A 13,737-nucleotide genomic window follows, 5' to 3' on the forward strand; every position below is an offset into this window, starting at 1 on the left:
TTGTGGTGACTGCGATTCTAGGGAACGGCCGCGCCCCTCCGGGCGCCGGCCGAGTCGCCGCCTACACCAAAATTCGGGACGCGTCCCGATGGAATATCCTGTATTCCTCTCTCGCGCACATTAGTTCAGAAAAAGGTGTGCATAGTGTGTCAACGGGTCGTACTCCCCGATGGTTGCGGGAAAAACCCCGACACACTTCCGATTTTCGTAGTGTGTCAGGAAATCGCCGATTTTCGCGTACTCCCCGATGGGATGGGGAAGGAGCCTGACACACTATTTTTTCGCGATAGTGTGTCAGGACGCCGTCCGACCCATGCAGACCCCAACCTGTACCCCGGCCCGAGACTCGAACCGCCGCCCGCAGGGCGGCCAGCCCCAGCATCGAGCGCACGCGAGATGCGCACCTGCGCCCTCTGTCCCTCTAACGCGCTCAGAGCCGTTTTAAGACACGAAAAAAGCCCGAGGGGTACGCGAGTACCCCAACGGGCTTAAAACGTCTTAAAACGGCAAATGCGTGCCTCTAATCCTCCTCGGACCCGTCCTCATTCATCCCGAAGTGACGGAACGCGTCCAGAATCGCCTCGCGCTTCTCGGGCGGGCAGTTCGGCTGCTTCTTGTCGCCGGAGCGGTCGGCCTGCTTCTCCAGTCCGCACTCCGCCTTCATCTGCGCGATGTTCAGCGTGCTCACGGTCAGGCCGCGGGTCTTCTTCACGTACTCGCGGATGTTTTCGTACGTGGGCTTCTTAATCTCGCCACCCATTCCAAGCTCGGACGGGGAGATGTTGACGTACGCGTAGCTCTTGACGGATTTTTCTCGGGTTAGGAGCGCTACCGTCTCCACGTGCTTGGTGTGCGGGAACATGTCCACGGGCGCCACGCGCGCGAGGCGGTAGCCGTGCGCGCGGATGATCTCCAGGTCGCGCGCCTGCGTGACCACGTTGCAGCTCACGTAGACCACGCGCTCCGGGGCGAGGCGTGCCACGCCGTCGAGGAACTCCGGCGTGCTGCCGGCGCGCGGCGGGTCCATGATGACGACGTCTGGGCGCTCGTCGGACCCGGAGCGCGCCATCCACTCCGTGGCGTCCGCCGCGACGAACGAGCAGCGGTCGTCCACGCCGTTCGCGGCCGCGTTGCGCCGCGCGCACGCGACGGCCTCGCGGCCCCTCTCGACGCCGGTGACCCGCGCGTCGCCTGACGCCGCCGCGCAGATGCCGATGGTGCCGGTGCCGCAGTAGGCGTCGAGCACGTGGCGCGCGCCTGCGGCCCCGTCGAGCGCCAGCCGGTAGAGGACCTCGGTCTGGGCGGGGTTGGTCTGGTAGAAGCTCGTGGGACCTATCTCGAAGGTGCAGCCGAGCAGGCGGTCGTGCATGACGCCGGGCCCGTGGAGCGCGCGGCTGCGGCGTCCCAGGATCGCGTTGGTCCTGCGGTCGTTGACGTTGAGGACGATGCTCGTGACCTCGGGGCACGCGGCGCGCAGCTCGGCCGTCACGCGGCGCTCGTCGCGCAGCTCGGGCACGCGCGAGACTAGGGTGAGCAGCACGTCGTCCGTCTTCCACCCGCAGCGCACGACGGCGTGGCGCAGCACGCCGGTGCCGCGGTCCTCGTCGTAGGGCGGGATGTGCAGGCGCTCGGCCACGCGGGCGACGGCGTTCAGGATGCCCCGGGCGCGCGCGTCCTCGACCAGGCAGTCCCGGCACGGCACGATGCGGTGCGTGCCGGCGGCGTAGAACCCGCAGGCCACGCGCCCGTGCGCACGGTGCACGAAGGGGGTGGCCGCCTTGTGGCGGTAGCGGACGGGCTCGTCCATGCCGCGGATGGGCTCCAGGACGGTGTCGTCCTTCTCGGTCATCGCGGCAAGCAGGCGCTCCACCTGCTCCTGCTTGCGCCGGAGCTGGATGGGGTAGGGGACCGCGAGCCACTCGCAGCCCCCGCAGTCCCGAGCGATCGGGCAGGTGTAGGTCTTGTATCCCATGCGACCAGTGTACCCGAGAGCCTTGCGAGGGGCTTGGCTCACAAGTTGGGTGGTTTTTCAGGGCCCCTCGAAGTAGTCACAAAACCAGCGAGCCTTCTACCTGCACGTTTATCACGTCGCCGCGCGCGGCTACTTGGTGCACTCCCGGAAAACCACCCAACTTGTGAGGGCGGGGCCGCAAAGCGGCCGTACCGCCCGCGGCGGAGGCCCAGCCGCTCGCGGAACTCCTTGCGAAGAAACCAATGTGATATCACAATGGCATCAGGCGAGGACGCCCGCCCCGGGGCGCGCCCGCCACTAGGAAAGGAACCGCAATGACCGTGGAGAAGCAGGCCCGCGCCGCGTCCGGCTGGCCCATGCTCTTCGTCAACCTCGCCCTGTACGCCGTCGTGGTCTGGGCCTTCGTCGAGTCGATCGTCCTGTTCGTGGCGGCCGACGAGGCCGCCGCGCCCGCTCCCGCCCTCGCCGCGGCCCTGCTCGTGGCGAGCATCGTCCTGTTCGTCGTCAACCTGATCGTGAGCTGCGGCTTCTTCAGCCTGCAGCCGGGCCAGGCGCGCGTGCTCGTGCTCTTTGGCAACTACGCGGGCACGGTCCGCGACTCGGGCTTCTACTGGGCCAACCCGTTCTACGCTCGCAGCCTGGGCTCGGACGGCTCCGGGGTCTCCGTGGACGTGAGCCTGGAGGAGGGCAGCCCGTCCGTGAAGGCCGCCGCCGGCAAGGCGCTCTCCACCAAGGTCTCGCTGCGCGCCCGCACGCTCAACGGCGACCGCCTCAAGGTCAACGACAAGATGGGCAACCCCATCGAGATCGCCACCGTGGTGGTCTGGCACGTGGCCGACACCGCCAAGGCCCTCTTCGACGTGGACAACTACCCCTCCTTCGTGGCCATGCAGACCGAGACCGCCCTGCGCCACGTGGCGAGCATCTACGCCTACGACCACATGGAGGACGACGACGCCACCAACCGCTCCATCACGCTGCGCTCCAACATCGAGGAGGTCTCCCAGTCCCTGCGCGACGAGCTCGACCGGCGCCTCGCACCGGCCGGCGTCTCGGTTGACGACGCCCGCCTCACGCACCTGGCCTACGCGCCCGAGATCGCCCAGGCCATGCTACGCCGCCAGCAGGCCGAGGCCATCATCGCCGCGCGCAAGAAGATCGTGGAGGGCGCCGTCAGCATGGTCGACATGGCGCTCAAGGAGCTCTCGGACGGCGGCGTGGTCGAGTTCGACGAGGACCGCAAGGCCGTGATGGCGTCCAACCTGATGGTGGTGCTCTGCGGCGAGTCAGAGGCCCAGCCCGTGCTCAACACCGGCTCGCTGTACCAGTAGGCGGCGAGCAGCGTGGCCGCGCGCAAGCAGTATCCGCTCCGCATAGACCCGGAGGTCTGGGCCGCGGTCGAGCGCTGGGCCGCCGACGAGATGCGCAGCGCCAACGGCCAGGTGGAGTGGATCCTGCGAGACGCGCTGCGCCGGGCCGGTCGCCTGCCCAGGCGCGACGACAAGAGGCGCGAGAGATGACCGCGGGGGCGGAGGCGTGACGAGCGCCTCCGCCCCAACCGTTGCGCGGCGCACCACGGGGCGGCCGTGGGGACGGGGCCGACGTCGGCCCGCAGCCCCGCGGCCGTCCCGCCATGACGCCGTTCGCGGGTGCCGCTCGCGGATGATATACGTCCGCTGGCGGCATTCCCCCTATTGTCCGCATTTCCTCCACCAAGCGTCCAAATTAACGAAATAGCACGATTTACCTGCGGATTTCCTAAATGGGAAACCAACCAGTAAAGGTGAATAAATCGTACCGGTACAATTTGACAACAAGTACCAATTATCCTAATTTCGTTTCGGGATAGAGAAGAAAACACCTGATAGAAGGGCCTGTTTTGCGGCCATACGGTGTACGAGGCGAAGGGATGGTCCCCATGGAGAAGAAGACGGAAATCGTGCTTCTGACGCACGGCGGCTGGGGGGAGGCGCTCGTGAAGAGCCTCCGGATGATCCTCGGGAGCATCGACTGCGTGCACGAGATCGCTCTCGAGCCGTCCTACACCCTGCCCGAGTACATGGCGATGGTCCGCGAGTACGTGGACACCGTCTCGCCCGACTCCCTCATCATCACCGACCTCTTTGGCGGCACGCCCTCCAACGTCGCCGCCGCCATCGGCAACCAGACCGGAATCCGGGTCTTCTGTGGCCTCAATGCCCCCATGCTGCTCGAGGCGTGCGTCGAGCTGCAGGGGGACGGGAAGCTCGACTACGACGCAATCCTCTCTGCGGGCGCGGGTGCCTGCAAGGATGTCGTTGCCGAAGTCAAGTCGAACATGAGCTAGGAAAGGAGGATAGAAATGGGAAACATCGTACTTACGCGAATCGACTCCCGACTCATCCACGGTCAGGTCATGACCAAGTGGGTCAACCAGGTCCAGGCAAACAAGATCGTGGTCGTGAGCGATGAGCTCGCCAACGACGAGTTCATGCGGAGCATCTACCTCATGTCCGCCCCCGCGGGCATCGAGGTCGAGTGCGTGACCGAGGCCCAGGCCGTCGAGCAGTACAAGGCCGACGTCTTCGGCTCCGGCAACGTGCTGCTGCTCCTGCCGAGCCTCAAGGCGCTCAAGAACGTCTACGACCAGGGCCTCACCGTCAAGTCGGTCCAGGTGGGCGGTCTCGGCGGCGGTCCCGAGCGCAAGGTCGTGTTCCAGAACATCACCCTGGACGACCCCGACGCGGCAATTCTCGACGCGCTCGCCGCGGACGGCGTGCAGATCGTGTTCCAGACGATCCCCGAGGACGCCCCGCAGACCGTCGACGCGATTCTCAAGAAGTATCGCGGGTAGGCGCCCGTCCGCTCGCCCCCGCACAACAAACCTCACAAGAGAAGGAGGTAACCAGTGAGCACTATGGGTATCGCAATCGTGATGGGCGTCTACTACTGGTTCGCCCGCCTGCGCTTTGGCTACACCATCTCGAGCGCCCTGCTCCAGCCCGCCACCATCGGCGTGGTCGTGGGCCTGCTTACGGGCCAGATGGTGCTGTCCATGCAGATCGGCGCCGCCCTTCAGCTCGTCTACCTCGGCGTCACCTCGACGCCCGGCGGCAACGTCCCCAACGACCCGTGCCTGGCCGGCTGCATCGCCATCCCGCTCGGCGTCATGTCCAACATGACCCCGGAGCTGGCCGTGGCCCTCGCCGTGCCGTTTGGCGTCATCGGCGTCTTCGTCGACCAGCTGCGCCGCACGACCAACGCGATCTGGGTCCACATGGCCGACAAGTACGCGGAGAACGCCAACACCGCCGGCATCATGCGCTGCGCGTTCCTGTTCCCCGCGCTCATGGGCTTTGTGATCCGCTTCCCGTTCGTCTTCGTCATCGACCTGTTCGGCGCCGAGTGGGCCAATGCCCTCATCGCCGCCCTGCCCGACGTCCTGATCCACTCGTTCGAGGTCATGGGCGGCATCCTGCCGGCCCTGGGCTTCGCGCTCACGATCATGGTCATCGGCAAGAAGGAGCTCATCCCCTTCTTCTTCCTCGGCTACTTCGCCGTGGCGTACCTGCAGATCCCGGTCATGGGCATGGCCATCTTCGGCCTGATCATCGCTCTCGTGCTGCGCATGATCATGTTCCCGGACACCGCCAGCGCCTCCGCCGCGCCTGCTGCCTCGCCTGAGGCGAGCGCCGCCGCCGACGCCGAGGCCAAGACCCTCAAGGACGCCGAGAAGAGCGGGCTCATCACCAAGAAGGACGTCACCAAGGCCTTCTGGCTCTACTACTTCGGCTGCGAGGAGTCCAACTCCTACGAGCGCCTCCAGAGCCTGGTGTTCTGCGCCTCGATGTCGCCGATCCTCAAGAAGCTCTACCCGGCCAAGGAGGACCTGTCCGAGGCCCTCAAGCGCCACCTCGCCTTCTTCAACACCGAGGGCTCGCTCGGCGGCATCATCCAGGGAATCACCATCGCCATGGAGGAGGAGAAGGCCATCGATGGCAACCTGCCCGGCTCGGCCATCACCTCCATCAAGACCGGCCTCATGGGCCCGATTGCCGGCATGGGCGACGCCATCGTCTGGGCCGTGGTCATGCCCGTCATCTACGGCATCTTCATCCCGTTCGCCGAGCAGGGCAGCGCCCTCGGCGGCATCGCCCCGCTGATCCTGTGGCCCGGCATCTCGATCATCATCCAGTACTTCATGACGCAGCGCGGCTACTCGCTCGGCCGTGAGTCCATCACCGGCCTGCTCAAGTCCGGCGTCATGCAGTCGATCATCTTCGCCGCTAACGTGCTCGGCCTGATCATGATGGGTGCCCTCTCCAGCTCCTACATCACGATCTCCTCGCCGCTCGAGTTCACGCTCGGCGCGGGCAACGTCATCGGCGTGCAGTCGATCCTCGACAGCATCGCCCCCGGCATCCTGCCGCTCGTGGCCGTCTTCGCCATCTACTTCTACATGATGAAGAAGGGCCCGCGCTACAACGTCATCCTGATCTCGATCGTCGTCATCAGCGTCGTCTGCGCCGTGCTCGGCATTCTCTAGTCACTGGTTCGGTCGTGCTGGGCACGCGGCACCCTTGCGCCGCGTGCCCAGCGTCTTTCTCAAGAGGGAGGAACCATTGAGCGTCTATCAGGACATCGGTCTCAAGAGGGTCATCAACGCCTCGGGCCGCGTCACCGTGCTCGGCGTCTCGACCTTCAGCGACCGCGTGGCGCGGGCCGCCGTGGCGGGCGGCCAGTCCTACGTGGTGATCGAGGACCTCATGACGCGCGCCGGTGAGATCATCTCCGAGCACACCGGCGCCGAGATGAGCTGCGTGGCCCCCTGCGCGTCGGCGGCCATCGCGCTGACCGTGGCGGGACTCGTCACCAAGGGGCGCTACACCGACATGATGCGCCTGCCCGACCCCACGGGCCTCGCCAATGAGGTGGTCCTGCAGAAGGGCCACTCCATCAACTACGGCGCCCCGATCCCCTCGATGATCCGCCTGGGCGGCGGCGTTCCCGTCGAGGTGGGCCAGGCCAACGAGGTGCACCCCGAGGACATCGAGGAGGCGATCACCGACAGGACGGTCGCCCTGCTCTACGTCAAGAGCCACCACTGCGTCCAGAAGGGCATGGTCGACATCGAGACCATGCGCGACATCGCCCACGCACACGGCCTGCCGTTCATGATGGACTGCGCCGCGGAGGAGGACTTCCGCAAGTACGTGGCGCTCGGCGCCGACATCGTGTGCTACTCCGGCGCCAAGGCGCTCGAGGCCACGACCTCCGGGTTCGTCACGGGCAAGCGCGCCTACGTCCAGTACGTCCAGCCCCAGTACAAGGGCATCGGCCGCGCCATGAAGGTCGGCAAGGAGCAGATCATGGGGCTTCTCGCCGCGCTGGACCAGTACGACGAGCGCGACCACGAGGCCGAGGTCAGGGAGAACGTCGCCAAGGTCGACTATCTCGTCGAGAGGATCGGCGAGATCGACGGCCTGCGCGCCCAGAAGATCCAGGACGAGGCGGGCCGCGCGATCTTCCGCTGCCGCGTCGAGTTCGACGGCACGCAGCGCCCGGAGCTGACCATGGGAGCCGTGAACGAGCGGCTGCGCTCCGGGGACCCGATCGTCTGGGCCCGCACCGAGTTCCTCAACCTCGGGAAGATCGACTTCGACCCGCGGCCACTGGGCGAGGGCGACCCCGAGCTCATCGTCAAGAGACTTCGCGAGATAATGGAGGTATAGCCATGCCGATCAACTACTACAACGACCGCGTCTGCCTGAACGTCCTCGGCGGATCGCTCGACAACGCGCGCGAGGTGTACGAGGCCGCCGAGGGCCACGTCGAGGTGGGCGTGCTCACCGCCGACTACCCCACGGTCGAGGCCTACGTCGAGGACGCGCGGCGCTACATGGAGGTCCTCGAGGGCAACCTCTCCGTCGGTCTGGGCGGCGGCAACCCCAACCAGTGGCGCGCCGTGGCCGAGGTGGCCAAGTACGTCAAGGCGAACCACTTCAACCAGGCGTTCTGCGCCGTGGGCTGGACGCGCGCCAACCTCGACGGGGCCGAGTGCCACGTCAACGCCATGGTCGCCCCGTCCGGGACGCCCGGTCTCGTCAAGATCTCCACGGGCCCGCTGTCCAAGGAGTGCGAGAAGCCCGCGCTCGTCGACGCCGACACCGTCGTCGCCATGGCCAAGGAGATGGGCGCCGACTCGCTCAAGTTCTTCCCGATGGGCGGCCTGAAGGTCGCCGACGAGCTCAAGGCCGTCGCCGAGGCGTGCGCGCGCCACGACTTCATCCTCGAGCCCACGGGCGGCATCACGATCGAGAACTTCGACGAGATCATGCGCATCATCCTCGACGCGGGCGTGCCGAAGGTGATCCCGCACGTCTACAGCTCGATCGTTGACAAGGCCACGGGCAACACGCGCCCCGAGGACGTTGTCACCCTCATGGACAAGGTAAGGGCTCTCGTCTAGTCCCCTAGGGATTTGATATCCTTTGTCACGAGTTCAGACGCTTGAAGACATCCTCATCGAGTGGCCCATGGTGGGTCCCGGAGCGCCCGGGGCCCGCCGAGGGCCGCTTGCGGGAAGAGTCGAGCGCGTTGTCGTGTCAGAGGAAGGGTACGTGCCGAAGTACAAGGCCATTGTGCGGGAGATCGAGGAGTCGATCAGGACGGGTGAGCTCAGGCCGTTCGACCAGCTCCCCACCGTGGTGGAGCTCACCAAGAAGTATCACGTGAGCCGCACCACCATCGAGCAGGCTATGGATGACCTCGAGAAGCGCGGGCTCGTGTCGCGCAAGCGCGGCTCGGGCGTCTACGTCAAGAAGGTCGCCACGCCCTCGCTGGGCAAGTCGCTCAACACGGTCTCGCTCTCCGACGACATCGACCGCGACCTCGCCGAGAACCCCACGTGCGACGTGCACGAGTTCACGGTGCTCAAGCCCGACGAGCACGTCCGTCGCGAGCTGGGCCTGCACGAGTACAGCTTCGCCTTCTACATCGAGCGCTCGCACCTGCACGAGGGCGCGCCTCTCGACATGCAGTACCTCTACTATCCGGTGGAGATATTCCGCGACATCCGCCTCACGGCGGCCGAGACGAGCGTGCGCCCCTGGATCGCCGAGAACTACGAGGTTACTCCTGACAGCTATCACAAGACGCTGCGCGCGGTGACGGCCAACGAGCGGGAGTGCGAGATTCTGGGCGTGACCGCCGGCAGCCCCCTGCTCGAGATCGAGCAGGTCGGCTACCTCGACGACGGTCGACCCTTCGAGTATCTGCTCGCGCGCTTCCCCGGGGACCTCGCCGAGTACCAGACGGTGGACTCCGACTCCCTGCCCGTCTAGGGTCCGTCGGACGGGCGCGTGAGCTCGCCCCCCGTCGTCGCGCGCGGCAGAGAGGAGGCTCGATCCATGCGTCCGGAAGCCGTCGTCTTCGACATGGATGGCCTGATGTTCGACACCGAGCCGGTGTGGGCCTCGTCCTGGCCGCCCGCCTTCGCCCGCTACGGCCTCACGGTGCCCGACGGTCTCGTGGAGTCGTGCGTCGGGGCCGCGCGCGAGCGCGTGATGGCGCTCGTCGAGGAGGCCTTCCCCGGCAACCCCGACGCCCTTCGCGCCGTGGACGACCACTACGAGATCGGGGCCGAGCTCTTCGTTGCCGGCGGAGCGCCCAAGAAGCCCGGCCTCGACGAGCTTCTCGACTGGCTTGCCGACCAGGGCGTTCCCTGCGCGGTCGCCTCGTCGAGCGCGCGCCGCGTGGTCGAGGCCAACCTCGCGCACGGGGGCGTGCGCAAGCGCTTCTCGGTCATCGTGACCGGTGACGACGGGCACCCCTCCAAGCCCGCCCCCGACATCTTCCTCGCGGCTGCGGCCTCGCTCGGTGCCGATCCGTCCGCGTCGATCGTGCTGGAGGACAGCCCCTCCGGGGTGCGGGCCGCCTCTGCGGGCGGGTTCGTGACCATCATGGTCCCCGACCTGATCCAGCCCGACGAGGGGCTGCGCGCCCGCTGCCGCGCCATCTGCGGCGACCTGCGCGAGGTGCGCGCCCTTCTCGCCGCGCTGTGAGGGCGGGCGCCCCGCCGCCCGCGCCGCCCGGTGCCCGCCCGCCTTCGCCGCTCTTCTCGCCCGCTGCCCGATACGTGCGCGCCGCCTCCCCCGCGCACGACTAAGGTGGGGCCATCGTGCACACACCCCGTTCGAGGGAGGCATCATGGCTGCAAAGGGAAGCGAGAAGGTCAAGAACGTGGTCCTTGTGGGCCAAGGCGGCGTGGGCAAGACCATGCTGGCCGAGGCCATGCTCCACCTGACGGGCCGCACCACCCGCCTGGGGGGCCACGCCGGCACCAAGCCCACGCTGGACTATGACGGCGAGGAGGGGGAGCGCGGCTTCTCGATCTCCACCGCCATCGCGCCGATCACGTGGGAGGGCACCCGCATCAACGTGCTCGACGCCCCCTGCTACCCCGACTTCGTCGGCGACGCCTACGCCGCGATGAGCGCCTGCGAGACCGCCGCGTTCGTCGTGGACGCGGCCTCCGGGCCCGGCACCGTCACCACGCGCCTGTGGTACGCGGCCGAGGACCTCTCCCTCGCGCGCGCCCTGTTCATCAACCGCCTCGACCGCCCGGACGCGGACTACGACGTCGCCTTCGCCACGCTGCAGGAGCGCTTTGGCACCAACCTCGGCGCCGTGACCATCCCCATGGGCTCCGGCGAGGCCTTCTCGGGCGTCATCGACGTCGTGCACATGAAGGCCCGCCACCTCGAGAACGGCAAGCCCGTGGTCACCGGCGTGCCCGCCGAGTACGCCTCCGCGGCGGAGGCCGCCCGCTCGCAGCTCACCGAGCTCGTCGTCGAGGCCGACGACGAGATCATGATGAAGTACCTCGAGGGCGAGGAGGTCACCCAGGAGGAGCTCGAGGGGCTTCTCGCCAAGGCCGTCCGCGACCGCGTCTTCGTGCCGGTCTTCTCGGGCAGCTGCGTGCGCGAGGAGGGCGTCGTCTCGTTCATGGACGCCGTGGTCGAGTGGTTCCCCACGATGGCGGACTTCGGCCGCATCCCGCTGGTCAACGGCGAGCAGCTCGACATCTCCGAGGACGACGAGCGCCCCGTGGTCTTTGCCTTCAAGTCGCTCAACGATCCGCAGAACGGGCGGCTGTCGTTCCTCAAGGTGCTCGCCGGCACCATCACGCCGGGCATCGAGCTCACCAACGCGCGCACGCGCAAGACCGAGCGCCTGGGCCACCTCTACCAGATGTGCGGCCGCGAGACCACCGACGTGCAGAGCGCGGCGGCCGGCGACATCGTGGTGGTGCCCAAGCTCGAGGCCATGACCGGAGACACGCTGTCCGTGACCGGCAAGGTCGAGGCGGCCGAGTTCCGCTTCCCCAACTCGCTGTACCGCATTGCCATCGAGCCCGACAAGCGCGGCACCGAGGGCAAGCTCTATGCCTTCCTCGAGAAGAGCGCGGACGCCGACCCCACACTCAAGGTCGAGCGCGACGAGGACACCGGCCAGACCGTCATCTCGGCCATCGGCGAGGCGCAGGTCAGCGTGCTGCTCGACCGGCTCGAGGACCGCGCGGGCATCACCGCGCACACCGTGGCGCTCAAGATCCCGTACCGCGAGACCATCCGCCGCGTGGCGTCCGCCCAGGGCCGCCACAAGAAGCAGACCGGCGGCGCCGGCCAGTACGGCGACTGCTGGCTGCGCATCGAGCCCAACCCGGGCGCCGGCTACGAGTTCGTGGACGAGGTCGTGGGCGGCCACATCCCGCGCGGCTTCATCCCGGCCATCGACAAGGGCGTCCAGGAGACCATGCGCGACGGCGTGCTGGCGGGCTACCCGATGATCGACGTCAAGGTCGCCGTCTACGACGGCAGCTACCACCCCGTCGACTCCAACGAGATGGCGTTCAAGACCGCCGCGCGCATCGGCTTCCAGAAGGCCGTCGCGCAGGCCGAGCCCGTGCTGCTGGAGCCCATGGCGCACCTGCGCATCACCGTGCCCGAGAGCTACGCCGGCTCCGTGATGGGCGACGTCTCGGCGAGCCGCGGCCGCGTGGAGGGCATGGAGGCCGGCACCGGCGCCGCCGCCGGCGAGACCACCGTCGTGGCTACGATTCCGTACGCCGAGGTCACCGACTACGCCACGCGCCTGCGCTCGCTCTCGCGCGGCACCGGCGAGTTCGAGATGGAGCTCTCCGGCTACGAGCAGGTCCCGCACGAAATCCAGCAGCGGCTGGCCGACGAGTACGCCGCCCGCCGCGCCGCCGGCGAGAAGTAATGTGGAAAAGGGACAGTCCCTTTTCCACATCTGACCCCCAGGCGGGCGGTCGGTCCATCCGGGCCGGCCGCCCGTCCTTCTCGCCGTGCCGTGCTATGCTGACTGCGAGTTGACCAGCCGCAAACAGCCCGCATCAAGGGAGGGGCCATGCTCTCTGCAGTTCAGATCAAGCCGGACGTCTACTGGGTCGGCGCGCTCGACTGGAACGCGCGCGAGTTCCACGGCTACACCACCGAGGACGGCATCACGTACAACGCCTACCTCATCCTCGACGAGAAGGTCACGCTGATTGACACCGCCAAGGTGACCTTCGCCGACGAGCTGGTGCAGCGCATCTCCTCGGTGATCGACCCGTCGAAGATCGACGTTCTCATCGCCAACCACGTGGAGATGGACCACTCCGGTTGCACGCCGCGCATCCACGAGCTCGCGCCCAACTGCGAGATCTACTGCTCCGCGCCGCAGGGCGTCAAGAACATGATCGCCCACTACGGCGACCTGGGCTACCACGGCGTCAAGACCGGCGACACGCTCTGCATCGGCAAGCGCACGCTGGCCTTCGTGCAGACGCCGATGGTCCACTGGCCCGACAACATGGTCACCTACGACGCCTACGACAAGATTCTCTTCTCCAACGACGCCTTCGGCCAGCACTTCGCCAGCTCGGCACGCTTCGACGACGAGAACGACATGTGCGAGGTCATGCACCAGGCGCGCAAGTACTACGCCAACATCGTGCAGCCCTATCGCGCGCAGGCCGCGGCGGCGGTCAAGGCCGTGCGCGGGCTGGGTGCCGACGCAATCGAGCTGATCTGCCCGGCGCACGGCGTGATCTGGCGCAGCCACGTGGAGGACATCCTGAGGGCGTACGAGGGCTTCGTCTCCGGCGAGGTGCGCGAGCGCGCCCTGGTGGCGTACGACTCGATGTGGCACTCCACCGAGGAGATCGCCCGCGCGCTGGTCGACGGCTTCCTGGCCGCCGGCATCCCCGCGCAGCTCATGGACATCAAGGAGAACCACATCTCCAACATCATGGAGGTCTTCCTGGACTGCCGCTACGTCTGCGTGGGCTCGCCGACGCTCAACAGCCAGATGCTGCCCACGATCTCGAGCCTGCTCACGTACATGAAGGGGCTCTCGCCCAAGAACGACAACCGCATCGGCCTCGCGTTCGGCAGCTACGGCTGGGCGCCGGCGGGCCCCAACAACGTGGCCAAGGAGCTCGAGGCGATGGGCTTCCAGATGCCCGAGAAGACGTTTGCGGTGAACTTCGTCCCGAGCGAGGAGCAGCTCACCGAGGCGCGCGATCTCGTGGCGCACCTCGTGGAGGCGGGGAAGTAGCGGGGCCGACGGCTTCGTTGCGAATTGTGACGCCGGCGTGCGGGGCGACCCTCCGCGCGCTGGCGTTTTTCTGTAACTTGCACGAGGCTCGCCGCTGGCTTCCGGACCCGATCCGACCGCTCGCCGATTGCGCGCGCTGCCGTCGCACGAGGGATGGCAGA

Annotated in this window: 12 protein-coding genes; 11 read left to right on the forward strand and 1 reads right to left on the reverse strand. The window is 67.3% G+C overall.

Annotation, left to right across the window (positions count from 1 at the left end):
• Window positions 1-520: 520 nt before the first annotated feature.
• Window positions 521-1,972 (reverse strand): 23S rRNA (uracil(1939)-C(5))-methyltransferase RlmD, encoded by a 1,452-nt coding sequence (rlmD, locus tag ACWTSU_RS07725; RefSeq protein ID WP_455139406.1) that lies wholly within the window; start codon window positions 1,970-1,972, stop codon window positions 521-523.
• Between the two features lie 314 nt (window positions 1,973-2,286).
• Here rlmD and ACWTSU_RS07730 point away from each other — a divergent pair, with 314 nt between their 5' ends.
• The 11 genes from ACWTSU_RS07730 (at window position 2,287) to ACWTSU_RS07780 (ending at window position 13,576) form a co-directional block, all read left to right on the forward strand.
• Window positions 2,287-3,303: an SPFH domain-containing protein gene (locus ACWTSU_RS07730; protein WP_455139408.1), complete on the forward strand. Its 1,017-nt coding sequence runs from the start codon at window positions 2,287-2,289 to the stop codon at window positions 3,301-3,303.
• Between the two features lie 12 nt (window positions 3,304-3,315).
• A complete protein-coding gene (locus tag ACWTSU_RS07735; RefSeq protein WP_455139410.1) occupies window positions 3,316-3,492 on the forward strand; it encodes an Arc family DNA binding domain-containing protein in 177 nt (58 codons plus the stop codon).
• Between the two features lie 398 nt (window positions 3,493-3,890).
• Window positions 3,891-4,298 carry a PTS sugar transporter subunit IIA gene (locus ACWTSU_RS07740; RefSeq protein WP_455139412.1) on the forward strand — a complete coding sequence of 136 codons (408 nt, stop codon included), beginning with the start codon at window positions 3,891-3,893 and terminating at the stop codon, window positions 4,296-4,298.
• A gap of 15 nt (window positions 4,299-4,313) precedes the next feature.
• Complete coding sequence (locus ACWTSU_RS07745) at window positions 4,314-4,805, forward strand: PTS system mannose/fructose/N-acetylgalactosamine-transporter subunit IIB (protein ID WP_455139414.1); 492 nt, start codon at window positions 4,314-4,316, stop codon at window positions 4,803-4,805.
• Window positions 4,806-4,868: 63 nt separating this feature from the next.
• Complete coding sequence (locus tag ACWTSU_RS07750) at window positions 4,869-6,497, forward strand: PTS system mannose/fructose/sorbose family transporter subunit IID (protein WP_455139492.1); 1,629 nt, start codon at window positions 4,869-4,871, stop codon at window positions 6,495-6,497.
• Window positions 6,498-6,573: 76 nt separating this feature from the next.
• Window positions 6,574-7,683 carry a DgaE family pyridoxal phosphate-dependent ammonia lyase gene (locus tag ACWTSU_RS07755; RefSeq protein WP_455139416.1) on the forward strand — a complete coding sequence of 370 codons (1,110 nt, stop codon included), beginning with the start codon at window positions 6,574-6,576 and terminating at the stop codon, window positions 7,681-7,683.
• Between the two features lie 2 nt (window positions 7,684-7,685).
• Complete coding sequence (gene dagF / locus ACWTSU_RS07760; protein ID WP_455139418.1) at window positions 7,686-8,420, forward strand: 2-dehydro-3-deoxy-phosphogluconate aldolase; 735 nt, start codon at window positions 7,686-7,688, stop codon at window positions 8,418-8,420.
• A gap of 151 nt (window positions 8,421-8,571) precedes the next feature.
• Window positions 8,572-9,294 carry a GntR family transcriptional regulator gene (locus tag ACWTSU_RS07765; protein ID WP_455139420.1) on the forward strand — a complete coding sequence of 241 codons (723 nt, stop codon included), beginning with the start codon at window positions 8,572-8,574 and terminating at the stop codon, window positions 9,292-9,294.
• Between the two features lie 66 nt (window positions 9,295-9,360).
• The gene (locus tag ACWTSU_RS07770) at window positions 9,361-10,014 is read left to right on the forward strand and encodes an HAD family hydrolase (RefSeq protein WP_455139422.1); all 654 of its coding nucleotides are present in this window, start codon (window positions 9,361-9,363) and stop codon (window positions 10,012-10,014) included.
• Between the two features lie 145 nt (window positions 10,015-10,159).
• Window positions 10,160-12,235 (forward strand): elongation factor G, encoded by a 2,076-nt coding sequence (locus tag ACWTSU_RS07775; protein ID WP_455139424.1) that lies wholly within the window; start codon window positions 10,160-10,162, stop codon window positions 12,233-12,235.
• Between the two features lie 147 nt (window positions 12,236-12,382).
• A complete protein-coding gene (locus ACWTSU_RS07780; protein WP_455139426.1) occupies window positions 12,383-13,576 on the forward strand; it encodes an FprA family A-type flavoprotein in 1,194 nt (397 codons plus the stop codon).
• Window positions 13,577-13,737: the final 161 nt, after the last annotated feature.

The sequence above is a fragment of the Thermophilibacter sp. genome, from assembly GCF_966187215.1.

Excerpts from the sequence above, each read along its gene's own strand:
- ACWTSU_RS07770 (WP_455139422.1), top strand. The coding sequence starts at position 9,361 with ATGCGTCCGGAAGCCGTCGTCTTCGACATGGATGGCCTGATGTTCGAC.
- ACWTSU_RS07745 (WP_455139414.1), top strand. The coding sequence starts at position 4,314 with ATGGGAAACATCGTACTTACGCGAATCGACTCCCGACTCATCCACGGT.
- ACWTSU_RS07750 (WP_455139492.1), top strand. The coding sequence starts at position 4,869 with ATGGGTATCGCAATCGTGATGGGCGTCTACTACTGGTTCGCCCGCCTG.
- ACWTSU_RS07780 (WP_455139426.1), top strand. The coding sequence starts at position 12,383 with ATGCTCTCTGCAGTTCAGATCAAGCCGGACGTCTACTGGGTCGGCGCG.
- ACWTSU_RS07740 (WP_455139412.1), top strand. The coding sequence starts at position 3,891 with ATGGAGAAGAAGACGGAAATCGTGCTTCTGACGCACGGCGGCTGGGGG.
- dagF (WP_455139418.1), top strand. The coding sequence starts at position 7,686 with ATGCCGATCAACTACTACAACGACCGCGTCTGCCTGAACGTCCTCGGC.
- rlmD (WP_455139406.1), bottom strand. The coding sequence starts at position 1,972 with ATGGGATACAAGACCTACACCTGCCCGATCGCTCGGGACTGCGGGGGC.
- ACWTSU_RS07775 (WP_455139424.1), top strand. The coding sequence starts at position 10,160 with ATGGCTGCAAAGGGAAGCGAGAAGGTCAAGAACGTGGTCCTTGTGGGC.
- ACWTSU_RS07730 (WP_455139408.1), top strand. The coding sequence starts at position 2,287 with ATGACCGTGGAGAAGCAGGCCCGCGCCGCGTCCGGCTGGCCCATGCTC.